Source organism: Arenimonas sp., from assembly GCF_047602345.1.
GTDB lineage: Bacteria > Pseudomonadota > Gammaproteobacteria > Xanthomonadales > Xanthomonadaceae > Arenimonas.
This window is the reverse complement of the sequence record NZ_JASGHN010000010.1, coordinates 393,148-406,560: the sequence shown is the minus strand read 5'-3', so window position 1 is coordinate 406,560 and position 13,413 is coordinate 393,148. Positions and strand designations below refer to the sequence as shown.

11 protein-coding genes are annotated in these 13,413 nt (G+C 66.7%); 3 read left to right on the top strand and 8 right to left on the bottom strand.

Going from position 1 to position 13,413, the window contains the following annotated elements; genetic code table 11:
- Window positions 1–32: 32 nt before the first annotated feature.
- On the top strand, window positions 33–2,198 hold the full coding sequence (gene uvrD / locus QM707_RS14705) for a DNA helicase II (RefSeq protein ID WP_415002628.1): 2,166 nt from the start codon (window positions 33–35) through the stop codon (window positions 2,196–2,198).
- Here the strand turns inward: uvrD and QM707_RS14700 are convergent.
- From QM707_RS14700 to QM707_RS14685, 4 genes are read right to left on the bottom strand one after another with little or no spacing between them, the layout of a single operon-like run.
- The gene (locus tag QM707_RS14700; protein WP_415002627.1) at window positions 2,195–2,455 is read right to left on the bottom strand and encodes a hypothetical protein; all 261 of its coding nucleotides are present in this window, start codon (window positions 2,453–2,455) and stop codon (window positions 2,195–2,197) included. The genes uvrD and QM707_RS14700 overlap by 4 nt on opposite strands.
- Entirely contained in the window at window positions 2,452–2,955 is a 504-nt protein-coding gene (locus tag QM707_RS14695) for a hypothetical protein (RefSeq protein ID WP_415002626.1), read from the bottom strand. The genes QM707_RS14700 and QM707_RS14695 overlap by 4 nt, the downstream gene beginning before the upstream one ends.
- A gap of 36 nt (window positions 2,956–2,991) precedes the next feature.
- Window positions 2,992–3,981 (bottom strand): AraC family transcriptional regulator, encoded by a 990-nt coding sequence (locus QM707_RS14690; RefSeq protein ID WP_415002625.1) that lies wholly within the window; start codon window positions 3,979–3,981, stop codon window positions 2,992–2,994.
- A gap of 10 nt (window positions 3,982–3,991) precedes the next feature.
- Complete coding sequence (locus QM707_RS14685; RefSeq protein ID WP_415002624.1) at window positions 3,992–4,519, bottom strand: OsmC family protein; 528 nt, start codon at window positions 4,517–4,519, stop codon at window positions 3,992–3,994.
- A 240-nt stretch (window positions 4,520–4,759) separates the two neighbouring features.
- Between QM707_RS14685 and QM707_RS14680 the strand changes: the two genes are divergently transcribed.
- Both QM707_RS14680 and QM707_RS14675 read left to right on the top strand, forming a co-directional pair.
- Window positions 4,760–5,572, top strand: a complete 813-nt coding sequence (locus tag QM707_RS14680) for a class I SAM-dependent methyltransferase (protein ID WP_415002623.1) — start codon at window positions 4,760–4,762, stop codon at window positions 5,570–5,572.
- Window positions 5,572–6,396 (top strand): class I SAM-dependent methyltransferase, encoded by an 825-nt coding sequence (locus QM707_RS14675; RefSeq protein ID WP_415002622.1) that lies wholly within the window; start codon window positions 5,572–5,574, stop codon window positions 6,394–6,396. Before QM707_RS14680 ends, QM707_RS14675 begins: the two co-directional genes overlap by 1 nt.
- 152 nt (window positions 6,397–6,548) lie before the next feature.
- Here QM707_RS14675 and QM707_RS14670 read toward each other — a convergent pair whose 3' ends face one another.
- The 4 genes from QM707_RS14670 to QM707_RS14655 form a co-directional block, all read right to left on the bottom strand.
- Window positions 6,549–7,994 carry an efflux transporter outer membrane subunit gene (locus QM707_RS14670; RefSeq protein ID WP_415002621.1) on the bottom strand — a complete coding sequence of 482 codons (1,446 nt, stop codon included), beginning with the start codon at window positions 7,992–7,994 and terminating at the stop codon, window positions 6,549–6,551.
- Window positions 7,987–11,157 (bottom strand): efflux RND transporter permease subunit, encoded by a 3,171-nt coding sequence (locus QM707_RS14665; protein WP_415002620.1) that lies wholly within the window; start codon window positions 11,155–11,157, stop codon window positions 7,987–7,989. Before QM707_RS14665 ends, QM707_RS14670 begins: the two co-directional genes overlap by 8 nt.
- Before the next feature lie 150 nt (window positions 11,158–11,307).
- Window positions 11,308–12,510 carry an efflux RND transporter periplasmic adaptor subunit gene (locus QM707_RS14660; RefSeq protein ID WP_415002619.1) on the bottom strand — a complete coding sequence of 401 codons (1,203 nt, stop codon included), beginning with the start codon at window positions 12,508–12,510 and terminating at the stop codon, window positions 11,308–11,310.
- Window positions 12,507–13,400, bottom strand: a complete 894-nt coding sequence (locus QM707_RS14655; protein ID WP_415002618.1) for an SDR family oxidoreductase — start codon at window positions 13,398–13,400, stop codon at window positions 12,507–12,509. Before QM707_RS14655 ends, QM707_RS14660 begins: the two co-directional genes overlap by 4 nt.
- Window positions 13,401–13,413 lie beyond the last annotated feature (13 nt).

The following is a 13,413-nucleotide window of genomic DNA, read 5'->3' as shown; positions in this document are numbered from 1 at the left end:
CGTTCCGCCGTCGCATCGCCTAAAATGGCGGCATGGATGTTTCCCACCTGCTCGACGGGCTGAACGAGGCCCAGCGCGAGGCCGTTTCCGCCCCTCCCGGTCACTATCTCGTGCTCGCCGGCGCCGGTTCCGGCAAGACGCGCGTGCTGACGCATCGCATCGGCTGGCTCAACGAAGTCGTCGGCGTGCCGGCGCACGGCATCCTCGCCGTCACCTTCACGAACAAGGCCTCCGCCGAAATGCGCGGCCGCGTCGAGCGACTGCTCGGCCACGGCACGCGCGGCATGTGGATCGGCACCTTCCACGGGCTCGCGCATCGATTGCTGCGCCTGCATTGGCAGGAGGCCAAACTGCCGGAAAGTTTCCAGGTGCTCGATGCCGACGACCAGCTGCGCCTGATCAAGCGCATCTGCGCCGATCTCGAGCTCGACGAAGGCCGCTTCCCGCCGCGCCAGCTGGTCTGGTGGATCAATGCGCAGAAGGACGAAGGCCGTCGGCCGAAGCATCTGCAGATGCCCAGCGGCGACCTGTACGGCAAGACCCAGCTTCGCGTGTACGAGGAATACGAGATCCGCTGCCAGCGCGCCGGCCTGGTCGATTTCGCCGAACTGCTGCTGCGCGCGCACGAGCTCTGGCTCGAGAACGAGAACCTGCTGGCGCACTACCAGCGGCGCTTCGGCCAGATCCTGGTGGACGAGTTTCAGGATACCAATGCCATCCAGTACGCCTTCATCCGCGTGCTGGCCGGGGATAGCGCGCAAGTCTTCGTCGTCGGCGACGACGACCAGTCGATCTATGGCTGGCGCGGCGCGCGGGTGGAGAACATGCAGCGTTTCCTGCGCGACTATCCCGCCGCGCAGACGATCCGCCTGGAACAGAACTACCGTTCCAGCGGCAACATCCTCGCCGCGGCGAACGCCGTCATCGCGCACAACCCCGAACGCCTGGGCAAGAAGCTGTGGACGGCCGATGGCGAGGGCGAGCCCATCGACCTGTACGCGGCCTACAACGAAGTCGACGAGGCGCGTTTCCTGATCGAACGCATCCGCGCGCACATCCGTCATGGCGGCCGCGCCGCCGATTGCGCCGTGCTCTATCGCAGCAATGCGCAGTCGCGCGCGGTCGAAGAGCAGTTGTTGGCCGAGGGCATGCCATACCGCGTCTACGGCGGGCAGCGCTTCTTCGAACGCATGGAAATCAAGGACGCCCTGGCCTACCTGCGCCTGGTCGCCAATCGCGACGACGATGCCGCATTCGAGCGGGCAGTGAACACGCCGACCCGCGGCATCGGCGAGCGCACGTTGGACGAAGTGCGGCGGCAGGCACGCGCGCAGGGCGTGTCGCTGTGGCGCGCGGTCGAACACGCGCATGCCGGCGGCGCGATCACCGGGCGTGCGCGCAATGCCCTGCGCGGCTTCGAGCAACTGATCGATTCGCTTGCCGCCGAACTCCCCGACATGCCGCTGCACGAGCAGTTCGACCATGTGCTCGAGCGCTCCGGCCTGCGCGTGCATTACGCGGCCGAATCCAAGGGCCAGGTCGATTCGCGCAGCGACAACCTGGACGAACTCGTGTCGGTGGCCAGCCGTTTCGAGCGCCGCGACGACGAGGCCTCGGAAGGCATGAGCGAACTCGTCGCCTTCCTGGCTTATGCCGCGCTGGAAGCCGGCGAAGGCCAGGCTGAGGCCGGCGAAGACGGCGTGCAGCTGATGACGCTGCATAGCGCCAAGGGCCTGGAGTTTCCGCTCGTTTTCCTGGTCGGCCTGGAAGAAGGCCTGTTCCCGAGCAACCGTTCGATGGAAGAGAGCGGCCGCCTCGAAGAAGAACGACGCCTTGCCTACGTCGGCCTGACGCGCGCACGAGAAAAGCTCACGTTGACCTATGCCGAATCGCGCCGACTGCACGGCATGGAGATGTACGGCACGCCTTCGCGTTTCCTCCGAGAGATACCCGCGGCCCTGCTCAACGAAGTGCGTCCGCGCGTCAACGTCAGCCGCCCGGCCTACGGCGGACGTTTCGCCGAAGCGCCCGATACCGGCGGCATCAAGCTCGGGCAGCGCGTCAGCCATGCGCAGTTCGGCAGTGGCATCGTGATGGATTGCGAAGGCAGCGGCGCGCACGCGCGCGTGCAGGTGAACTTCGAAGACAGCGGCGTGAAGTGGCTGGTGCTGGCCTACGCCAACCTGACGCCCACCTAGACCGCGAGCTCGTTCATCCGCCGCCGTGCCCATTGGCGTGCGAAGACGCAAGCGATACAGATGGCCAGCGACGCCGCGACCGTAATGCCCGTCCAGAAGGGAGAGCCCAACAACTCGTCCACGTAGAAGTTGTCGCCGGACGACATGCCTTCGACCAGGGCCATGTACAGTTCCGCCGCAGCCAGGGCGCATACGAGCATCGACAGCATCAGGATCGGAACGATGGCGATGCGCAGCAGGATGCAGAAGGTCCTCATGGCATCAACCTCGCGGCCGCGGCACGCAGCAGGATTCGCGTGTACAGGCGATGGAATCCGAGCAGGGCCGCGAACACCGGCCCCATGCTGCGTCCTCCGCTGCGCGGATCGATTCTCGGCACCACGGCCGAACCGAAATACAGCCGCGTATCGCCGTTCTCCAGCGGCCGGCTCATCAGCCAGGAGCACGTACGCTTCTGGAAATCGCGCATCAGCAGCTGGTCGGCCTCCCGCGCCTCGACATCCCAGGCGGCGAAATCGCCACGCTCGCCTCGCGCGAGCTGCGCGGCCTGCGCATCGGTGGACGGCTTGGAGACGAGAACGGAAAGGATCGCGCGTTCCAGCCTGAACACCCAGGTCGTATAGAAAGCCTCGACGTACTCGGCCTGCAAGATGCGTACCGGCAGATCGAGCGAGTAACAATCGGTATAGGCGCCGCGCTCGCGATAGCGCTGCAGCAACGCGTCATCGGGCAATGTCCGGGGAGCTACCGAAGCCATGCCGCATTGTGCGGCATGACGCGCCGCCCCGCGCGCTCAACCGGCGAGTTTTTCCGGCGAGTTCGCCGCCTGCGCCGATTTCAGGCGACGCCACGCGGCCGGCGGCATGCCGTACTCGCGACGGAAGGCGCGACTGAAGGCGGTATCGGTCTGGTAACCGACGTCTTCCGCGATGCGCGCCAACGGCGCATTGCTGTGGCTGAGCAGATTGCTGGCCAGCATCATGCGCCACTGCGTCAGGTATTGCATCGGCGAGCTGCCGACCAGCTCCTGAAAACGTTCGGCCAGCACCGAACGCGAGGTGCCGGAAACGCGTGCGAGTTCTTCCAGCGTCCACGGATGCGCGTGTTTCTGGTGAAGCGCGGTCAGCGCCGCACCGACGATGCGGTCCTGCAAACCGGCCAGCCAGCCCCGGCGTTCGGCGTCCTGCTCGTTCATGTACAGGCGCAATACTTCGATGAACAGCACCTCGGCCAGTTTCGCCAGCACACCGGCGCCGCCCGGGCGCGGCGAACGCGCTTCGCCCAGCGCATAGCGCAACGAAGACTCGAGCCATTCGCCGGCGTTCGAATCGCGCACGTTGACGCGCACGACCTGCGGCATGCCGGCGAGCAGCATGCGCGCCAGACGCTGGTCGCAGGCTAGGTAACCGCAGACGATGCGGGTGCGCGCGCCACCGCCGCCGTAGGCCATCACGCGCGGGCGGCGCTGCAGGACGTTGCCGAGTTGCGCGCCGCGCGCCGGCGGCAGGCCCGGCTCGGACGTCATGCGATGCGGATCTCCCTGCGGGAAGATCACGACGTCGCCGGCGCTCAGGCGCAGCGGCGGCTCGCCCTTCATCTCGACGAAGCATTCGCCTTCGGTGACGAGATGGAAAATCACGACGCGTTCGGCGCCTGGTTCCAGATAGGGCGCGGCGCTATCGGCGTGCGGCGACTGGTAGCACCAGGGCGCGGTGAACTTCGCATGGATGAAGATCGCGCCGACCAAGCGCACCACCCGCAAGACTTCCGACATCGCGTCCATCGTTCTGTTCTCAGCCGACCTGGATGTCCAGCGCCATCGGAGTGCAGCCGATCACGGCGTTCGGCATCGGCGACACCAGCAGGCAGTCGTCGACGAGTTTCCGCAGGCGCGTTGGCGTCGCATTCGCCGCGGCGATGCGCACCTGCATGGCGACATCGCGCGGACCGGAATAAACGGGCGCGCCGTCTTCGTCGTTCATGGACAACAGGCCACGCGTGTCGGAGCGGCTGGTCACCAGCACTTCCAGATCGGAGAGATCGATCTGCTCCTTCGCCGCCACCATCACGATCGTCGTCGCGAAGCAGGAAGCCACGCCGGCGCGGAACAACCAGCCCGGCGTCACGTGCTCGCCGCTGCCGCCGAGTTCGGACGGCATGTCGGTATACATGCGGGCGCCGTTGGCGTGCTGCGATTCCACGCGCGTGCCCTGGCGCCACCGCGCCTGCGCAGGCGCGTCGTCGTGCATGCCGAGATCGGGCCTGCGAGTGAGAACGTTTTCGACCCTTTGCAGGGCTTCGGCGAGGGCCGTATAGGTCATTAGTCATGCTCCGGGTTTTGTGCGGACGGCGATTCTGGGCGTCCGATTCCCGAGGTCCAAGAGCCATTACGCACAACGAGCGCAATTCCGGACGCCAGAGCAAGGATTGCGGACGAATCGTCAACCGGCGCGCACGGTCTGGACGCTCGGATAGTCCGCGCCGACGCCCGGATAGGACGTCGCGCCGCGCAAACGGGACGATGGCATTCCCTACCAACGAGCAATGCACGAGCAACGCGAATGAATGTTGTTATCGATTTCTCCGCCATCAAGAACCGCCAGCAAAGCGCCTGGGCCAGCGGCGACTACGCCGTCGTCGGCACCACCTTGCAGATCGTCGGCGAACGCCTCGCCGAAGCCTGCGACCTGCGTTGGGACGAACGCGTACTCGACATTGCCGCCGGCAACGGGAATGCCACGTTGGCGGCCGCACGCCGCGGCTGCCGCGTGATGTCCACCGACTACGTGCCCGCCCTGCTCGATCTCGGCGCCGAACGCGCCAAGGCCGAACGCCTCAACGTCGAATTCCGCGTGGCCGATGCCGAAGCGCTGCCGTTCGCCGACGCCAGCTTCGACGCCATCGTCTCCACCTTCGGCGTGATGTTCACGCCCGACCACGAACGCGCCGCCCAGGAGATGCTGCGCGTCTGCCGCGCCGGCGGGCGCATCGGCCTGGCGAACTGGACGCCGGAAGGTTTCATCGGCCAGATGTTCAAGGTTCTCGGTCGCCATGTCGCGCCGCCAGCCGGCGTGTCGCCACCGTCGCTCTGGGGCGTGAAGAAGCATCTGCAGGACCTGTTCGGTCGCGATGCGGCATCCATTTCGATCGAGAAGCGCCACTTCAACTTCCGCTATCGTTCCGCCGCGCACATGATCGAAGTGTTCCGCACCTGGTACGGCCCGGTGCTGAAGGCTTTCGCCGCGCTCGCCGAAGACAAGCGGAAGCTGCTGGAACAGGATCTTGCCGAGCTGATGAACAGCCTGAACCTGGCCGGTCGCGATTCGCTGGTGCTGCCGAGCGAATACGCCGAAATCATCGTGACGCGCCGCTGATGGACGCACGACTGCAGCGGCGAATCCAGCGCTACGGCTGGGATCTCGCCGCATCCGACTACGAACCGCTGTGGCAGAAGCAATTGGCCGTGGCGCAGGACGAAATGCTGGCCTGCGCCGCGCCGCAGCCGGGCGAGCGCGTGCTGGACGTCGCCTGCGGCACCGGCCTGGTGACCTTGCGCGCCGCGCAGGACGTCGGCCCGCAGGGCGAAGTGATCGGCACCGACATCTCCGCCGGCATGATCGATATCGCCTGGACGCGCGCCACCACGCAGCGCATCGGCAACGTGCGCTTCCAGCGCATGGGCGCCGAATCGCTGGATTTCCCCGACAAACGTTTCGATGTCGTGCTCTGCGGGTTGGGGCTGATGTACGTCACGCATCCGGAACAGGCCCTGCACGAAATGCGTCGCGTGCTGCGCCCCGGCGGTCGCATGGCGATCGCCGTCTGGGGCGAGCGCGGGCATTGCGGCTGGTCGCCGGTATTCCCGATCGTCGATGCCGAAGTCTCCAGCGATGTCTGCCCGCTGTTCTTCGGCCTTGGCCAGTCCGACACCCTGGCGCGACTGTGCGCGGACGCGGAATTCCGCATCCGCGAACACTATCGCGTCGACACCGTGCTGCACTACGCCGACGGCGAAGCCGCCTGCGACGCCGCCTTCGTCGGCGGCCCCGTCGCCCTGGCCTGGTCGCGTTTCGATGCGCCGACGCGCCAGCGCGTGCGCAGCAAGTATCTGGAAGCGATCCAACCCTGGCGCGATGGCGAGGCTTACCGTATCCCCGGCGAATTCGTCATCGTGTCGGCTGAAGCCGCGATACGTTAGGAATGGTCTGAACAAGTCCGTCCTGGACTTGTCAGCCCACGCCGAGCCCGGCGCGTGTCCGGGCTCGGCTCTCGCGAATCAATCACACTCGTGATCGATTCGCGCTCGGCCCTCCATCGCCGAACGGAGCGGCTGACTTCGCCAGCCGCTCCTCAACGCGCCGCGACTTCCTTTCTTTGCGGCAGGCTGGCGGGCCAGCCGCCCGCCAATGCCTTGTACAGGTCCACCATGCGCACGAAGCTGCGCGTTCGCCCCTGCGCGGCGGCATCCTGCGCCTGCAGATTGCTGCGTTCGGCATCCAGCACTTCGAACAGGTCCGCGGCACCGGCTTCGTAACGGATGCGCGCCAGGCGCGCGGCCTGCGCGCTGTTGTCGGCGGCCAGCACCAACTGCGCATCTTCGCGTCGCGCGTGCCCGTAGCCGCTGAGCGCGTTCTCGGTTTCTTCCAGCGCGCGCAGGACCGTTTGCTCGTAGCGCGCCAGTTCGCCCTGCGCCTGGGCATCGGCCGCAGCGATGCGTGCACGCACCCTGCCGAAATCGAGGAAGGACCAGTCGATGCCGAGCGCGACCAGTCGCGTCTCGCCGTTGTTCCCGAAGAGCGAGCCGGCCTCGGACGACTGGCCGCCGAACAGGCCACCCAGCGTGAAGCGCGGGAACAAGTCGGCTTTCGCCACGCCGATGCGCTTGGTCGCCGCCAACAACCGCGATTCGGCGGCGGCGATATCGGGGCGGCGGCGCAACAACTCGCCCGGCGTGCGGGCATCGACACCCGGCGGCAGCGCCGGCAATGCGGAGGCCGCTGCGAGTTCGCCCAACAAGGCTTCGGGTGTTCGTCCGGTCAATACGGCCAGGTGATGCATCGTCGCGGCGATATCGGCCTGCAGCGAAGGGATGCGCGCATTGGTGCTGGCGAGCTGGGCGCGCGCACGCGAGGTATCGAATTCGGTGCCGCGACCCGCGGCGAAACCGGCTTCGACCAGGCGCAGGGTCTCGGCCTGGCTGGCTGAGTTCTCTTCGGCCACATGCAATCGCGCCTGCAATCCGCGCAGGTTGGCGTAGTCGCTTACGACCTCGGCGACGATCGCGACCTGCAGGGCCTGCAGATCGCCGGCCAGCGCGTCGGCGTCGGCGCGACGTGCGTCCACCGATTTGCGCACACGGCCGAAGAAGTCCAGCTCCCAGACCATGCGCGCACCGACGTCGTAGCTGCGGCCATCGCGCTGATCACGTGCCAGACCCGGCGCCTGGTCCGCACTGGCGAGCGCCTCGCTGGCATGGGCTTCGGCCGTGATCGTCGGCAGGCGATCGAGTTTCGCGCCGCGCAACAAGGCGTTGGCGCTGTCGTAACGCGAGAGCGCGATACGCAGATCGTGGTTGTCGTGCAGGGCCGTCTCCACCAACGCGGTCAAGACCGGGTCGCCGAAACCGCGCCAGAACTCGGCTTCTGCTTGAACCGCGCCTGTCGTGGCAACGTTCGTCGCGAACTGCGACGGCACCGCGAACGAGGTCGCCGGTGCTTCGGCGGCAAAACCCACGCCCGAGAACAAGGCCACCGTCAGCGCAACGGCGAGCAGGGATTTCTTCATGGAATTACGCATGGATGGCTTCCTCCAACGAGGTCGGCGCGTGCGAGACCAGCGGACGACCGGATAGCTTGCGCAGGGTCACGTAGAACACCGGCGTCAGGAACAGGCCGAACAGCGTCACGCCGAGCATGCCGGCGAACACGGTGATGCCGGTGACCGAACGCACTTCCGCACCGGCGCCATGCGAGAACACCAGCGGCACCGTGCCGGCGATGAAGGCGATCGACGTCATCACGATCGGACGCAGGCGCAGGCGGCAGGCTTCCAGCGCCGCCTCGATGATGCCCTTGCCCTGCAGTTCGAGTTCGCGGGCGAATTCGACGATCAGGATCGCGTTCTTGCAGGCCAGACCCATCAGTACGACCAGACCCACCTGCACGAAGACGTTGTTGTCGCCGCCGGTCAGCCAGACGCCGGCCAGCGCGGACAGCAGGGTCATCGGCACGATCAGGATCACCGCCAGCGGCAGCGTCCAGCTTTCGTACAACGCGGCCAGCACGAGGAAGGCGAGCAACACGGCCAGCGGGAACACGACCAGCGCGGCCTTGCCCTGCGTGGCTTCCTGATAGCTCAGGTCGCTCCAGTCGTGGCCCATGCCGTTCGGCAACACCGTCTTAGCGAGTTCATCGACCTTGGCCATCGCCTGCGCCGAAGACATCATGCGCGGATCGGCTTCGCCGAGCAGATCGGCCGCCGGATAACCGTTGAAACGGATCACCGGATCGGGCCCATAGGTCTGCTTGATCATCACCATGCTGCCGATCGGCACCATCTCGCCGTTGGCGTTGCGCGTGCGCAGCTTGGCGATGTCCTCGACGCCGTCGCGGAACGGACCGTCGGCCTGGGCGATCACCTGCCAGGTACGGCCGAACATGTTGAAGTCGTTGACGTAGGCCGAACCGAGGTAGGTCTGCAGCGTGTCGAACAGCTCGGTCAGCGGCACGCCCTGCGCCTTGGCCTTCACGCGATCGACTTCGGCATCGAGCTGCGGCACGTTGGCCTGGTAGCTCGAAATCGGGAAGCCCAGGCCCGGCGTCTGCGAGGCCGCGCCCTGGAAGGCGCCGACCGCATTCTGCAGCGCGCCGTAACCGAGGTTGGCGCGATCTTCGACGAACAGCGAATAGCCCGAACCGTTGCCCAAGCCGAGGATCGGCGGCGGCATCAGCGAAAAGGCGAAACCTTCCTGGATGCCGCTGATCTTCGCGTTCAGTTCGTCGTTGATCTGCTTGGCGGTCTTCTCGCGCTGGTCGAAGGGCTTGAGCGGGAAGAAGACCACTCCCGAGTTCGGCGTGTTGGTGAACTGCAGCGGGTTCAGGCCCGGGAACGCGACCTCATGCGCGACGCCGTCGATCGACTTCGCCGCTTCGGCGATCTTCTTCAGGGCCGCGTCGGTGCGTTCGATCGAGGCGCCTTCCGGCATCTTCACGCCGGCGATCAGATACAGCTTGTCCTGGATCGGGATGAAGCCGCGCGGCACCGAGCTGAACACGAAAGCCGTCGCGATCAGCAGTACGGCATACACGCCGAACACGCGGCCGCGACCGCCGAGCGAGCGCGACACGGCGCCCTGGTAGCGTTCGGAGTTGCGCTTGAAGAAGCGGTTGAACGGACGGAAGACCCAGCCGAAAGCGCGATCGATCAGGCGCGTCGGCGCGTCCTTGGCCGCGCCATGCGGCTTGAGCAGCATGGCCGCCAGCGCCGGCGACAGGGTCAGCGAATTGATCGCCGAGATCACCGTCGAAATCGCGATCGTCACGGCGAATTGCTTGTAGAACTGGCCGGTCACGCCGGTCAGGAAGGCCATCGGCACGAAGACCGCGCAGAGAACCAGCGCGATCGCGACGATCGGGCCGGACACTTCCTTCATCGCCTGGTGAGCGGCCGCCAGCGGCGTCAGCCCTTCCTCGATGTTGCGTTCCACGTTTTCGACTACGACGATCGCGTCGTCGACGACGATGCCGATCGCCAACACGAGGCCGAACAGAGTCAGCGTGTTGATCGAGAAGCCGAGCAGGTAGAGCGCGGCGAAGGTGCCCACCACCGACACCGGCACGGCGATCAGCGGGATGATCGAGGCGCGCCAGGTCTGCAGGAACAGGATCACCACCAGCACGACCAGCAGCACGGCCTCGAACAACGTCGTCACGACCGCCTTGATCGAATCGCGCACGAAGATCGTCGTGTCGTACACCGTGCGGTATTCCACGCCCGGCGGGAAGGTCTTGGCCATGGCGTCCATGCGTTCGACGACCTGGTCGCGGATCGCCAATGCATTCGCGCCCGGCGCCTGGAACACGCCGATCGCGGCCGCATTCATGCCGTCCAGGCGCGAGCGCAACGTGTAGTCGCCGGCGGCGAGTTCGATGCGCGCCACGTCGGCGAGACGGACGATTTCGCCATCGGAACCGCTCTTGAGCACGATATTGCCGAATTCCTCGGTCGATTCGAGCCGGCCCTTGGCATTGATCAGGGTCAGGAAGTCACTGTCGTTCGGCATCGGTTCGGCGCCGAGCTGACCGGCCGAGACCTGCACGTTCTGCTCGCGGATCGCGCGAAGCACATCGCCGGCGGTCAGGCCGCGGGCGGCGATCTTGTCCGGATCCAGCCACAGGCGCATCGCATAGTCGCCGCCGCCGAACTGCTGCGCATCGCCGACGCCGGGAATGCGCGACAGCTCATCCTTGACGTGCAGGCGCATGTAGTTGCGTAGGTACAAGGTGTCGTACTTGCCGTCCGGCGAAACCAGATGCACCACCATCAGGAAGACAGGCGATTGCTTCTGCGTCGTGACGCCTTGCCGGCGCACGTCCTCGGGCAGGCGCGCCAGCGCCTGGCTGACGCGGTTCTGCACGCGCACGGCGGCATCGTCGGCGTCGGTGCCCGGCTTGAAGGTGACGGTCATCTGCAGCACGCCGTCCGAACCGGCGACGGACTTGAAATACATCATGTCCTCGACGCCGTTGATCGCTTCCTCCAGCGGCGTCGCCACCGTTTCGGCGATCACTTTCGGATTGGCGCCCGGATACACGGTGCGCACGACGACCGACGGCGGCACCACTTCGGGATATTCGCTGATCGGCAGCAGCGGGATCGAGATCAGGCCGGCGGCGAAGATCACGATCGACAGCACCGCGGCGAAGATCGGGCGATCGATGAAGAATTTTGAGAAGTCCATGACTCGATCCTGGGCGGCTCGGGGCCGCAGAAACCTTGCGCCGCGCGGACGCGGCGGGAGAAACATCGGATACAGCTCGTTGCGTCGCCGGGCGGCGGGGTAAGCGAGGGGGAGGGCGCTTCCGACCGACGACGCAACGAAACCCTTGGCTTAGCGCGACGCGACCGCCTTCTTGTCCGGCGCCGGCGACCCGCCCATCGCGACGACGGTTTCCTTCACCGGCATGCCGGGGAAGAAGACCTTCTGCACGCCATCGACGACGATGCGGTCCTTCGCGCTGAGGCCATGGCTGACCACGCGCAGGCCCTCGACTTCGCGGCCGAGCGTCACGTCGCGGCGCTGCGCCGTGTGGTCCGGGCCGACGACGTAAACGTACTTGCGATCCTGATCGGTCAGCACGGCCTTGTCGTCGATCAGCACGGCCTTGAACTCGGCGCTGCCTTCGAGTTGCACGCGGGCGAACAGGCCCGGCGTGAACACGCGATCGGGATTGGCCAGCACGGCGCGGGCGCGGATGGTACCGGTGTTCGGGTCCACCTGGTTGTCGACGAAATCGACATAGCCTTCGTGCGGATAGCCGGTCTCGTTGGCCAGGCCCACCCGCACCGGATTGCGGTCGGCGTCGCGTTCGCCTTCGCGGGCGAGTGCGTTGTAACGCAGGTAGGCCTGCTCGTCGCTCTCGAAGTAGACGTGCACCGGGTCGAGCGACATCAGCGTCGTCAACAAGGTGCCGTCGGCCTGCGCGAGATTGCCGACCGTCACCAGGGCGCGACCCGCGCGACCGGAGATCGGCGCGCGAACTTCAGTGAACTGCAGGTTCAGTCGGGCCGCCGCGACGGCGGCTTCGGCCGCGCGCACGCCGGCATCGCCGGACGCGCTGGCGGCGATGCGCGACTCGAAGTCTTCGCGCGAGATGGCCTTGGCTTCGATCAGCGCCTGGGCGCGGGCGCCCTGCGTTTGCGCCAGTTTGGCTTCGCTGCGTGCGCGCTCGAGCTGGGCCTGCGCCTGCGCCAGCTGCGCCTGGTAGGGGCGCGGGTCGATCACGAAGAGCAGGTCGCCCTTGCGCACTTCCTGGCCTTCCTCGAATGCGACGCGTTCGATGTAGCCACTGACGCGCGGACGCAGTTCGACGCTTTCGACGGCGGCGACGCGACCGGTGTAGTCGTCCCATTGGCGCACATTGCGTTCGATCGCGTTGGCGACGCTGACCTGCGCCGGCGGCGGACCGCCGGCCTGTTGCTCGGCGGCCTGGGTGCCGCAACCGCCGAGCAGGATGCCCGAGGCGATGGCCAGCGACAGCGCCAGCAGCGGAGTCGCGGTACGCAGATACAGTTGGCTGATGTTGGTTTTCATTTCTGCTTCGCCTCGTTGCGTTGATGGGAGAAAAGGGGTTCGAGCAATGACCAGGCCTGGTCGAGATAGCGTTGGCCTTCGATAGGCGGGCCGCTATCCGCAAACTGTGCTTTGGCCTGCGGCTTGGGCGCGACCATCTGCGCCAGCAGCGCCGGTTCCTGCGGTTCGAAACGCGCGGCCGATTTCGGACGGCGCGGCGCGTCGGGATTGAAGGGAACGACCGCCATCGCGGCGCGGCGCGCATCGCTCTGGTCGATCAGGGAGAGCGCCTGTTCGCCGATGGCCGTCGCGCTCGGCCAGCCTTCGCAGGCCAGCGCATCGTTCTCGGCCGTGCGCACCGGGCGCAGGACGCCGAGCAGTTGCACGCGTACGCCGATCTGCCGCGCTTCCTCGTGCAATACGCGCACGAGCATGCTGATCGCCGATGCCGCGATGGAACGGTGGCCGTAACCGGCCCACGGGTTCTCGCTACCGGGGCTGCCGATGACGACGTAACCGCCATTGCGGCCGGACTCGGCCAGCAGCGGAATCAGATGACGGGCGGCGGCGAGCTGCGGAAACAGGTCGCCTTCGAAGCGGCGCTTGAGCTCGTCGGTGGAATGGTCGAGCACGCGGCCCGGTACCGGCTCACTGCAGGTGCAGATGACGACGCCGGCGATCGGACGTTCGAGTTCGCGCAACGCCGAGGCCAGCGCCGCGGCACTGGCTTCGTCGGCGATGGATCCGGCGACGATGTTCAGATCCGCGCCCGGGTAGCGCTTGTGCAGGCCTCGCAGTTCGGTCGGATCGAGAGAGACCGCGATGACGGCGCGACCCTCGTCCAGCGCGGCCTCCACGACCCCGCGGCCAGCGCCTCGGGCGGCATCCAGGACAACGACGGGGGATTTCATCGTCCCATCTCCG

Bases quoted from the DNA above. Each gene is read 5' to 3' on its own strand.
- uvrD (WP_415002628.1), top strand. From the start codon at position 33: ATGGATGTTTCCCACCTGCTCGACGGGCTGAACGAGGCCCAGCGCGAG.
- QM707_RS14700 (WP_415002627.1), bottom strand. From the start codon at position 2,455: ATGAGGACCTTCTGCATCCTGCTGCGCATCGCCATCGTTCCGATCCTG.
- QM707_RS14695 (WP_415002626.1), bottom strand. From the start codon at position 2,955: ATGGCTTCGGTAGCTCCCCGGACATTGCCCGATGACGCGTTGCTGCAG.
- QM707_RS14690 (WP_415002625.1), bottom strand. From the start codon at position 3,981: ATGGACGCGATGTCGGAAGTCTTGCGGGTGGTGCGCTTGGTCGGCGCG.
- QM707_RS14685 (WP_415002624.1), bottom strand. From the start codon at position 4,519: ATGACCTATACGGCCCTCGCCGAAGCCCTGCAAAGGGTCGAAAACGTT.
- QM707_RS14680 (WP_415002623.1), top strand. From the start codon at position 4,760: ATGAATGTTGTTATCGATTTCTCCGCCATCAAGAACCGCCAGCAAAGC.
- QM707_RS14675 (WP_415002622.1), top strand. From the start codon at position 5,572: ATGGACGCACGACTGCAGCGGCGAATCCAGCGCTACGGCTGGGATCTC.
- QM707_RS14670 (WP_415002621.1), bottom strand. From the start codon at position 7,994: ATGCGTAATTCCATGAAGAAATCCCTGCTCGCCGTTGCGCTGACGGTG.
- QM707_RS14665 (WP_415002620.1), bottom strand. From the start codon at position 11,157: ATGGACTTCTCAAAATTCTTCATCGATCGCCCGATCTTCGCCGCGGTG.
- QM707_RS14660 (WP_415002619.1), bottom strand. From the start codon at position 12,510: ATGAAAACCAACATCAGCCAACTGTATCTGCGTACCGCGACTCCGCTG.
- QM707_RS14655 (WP_415002618.1), bottom strand. From the start codon at position 13,400: ATGAAATCCCCCGTCGTTGTCCTGGATGCCGCCCGAGGCGCTGGCCGC.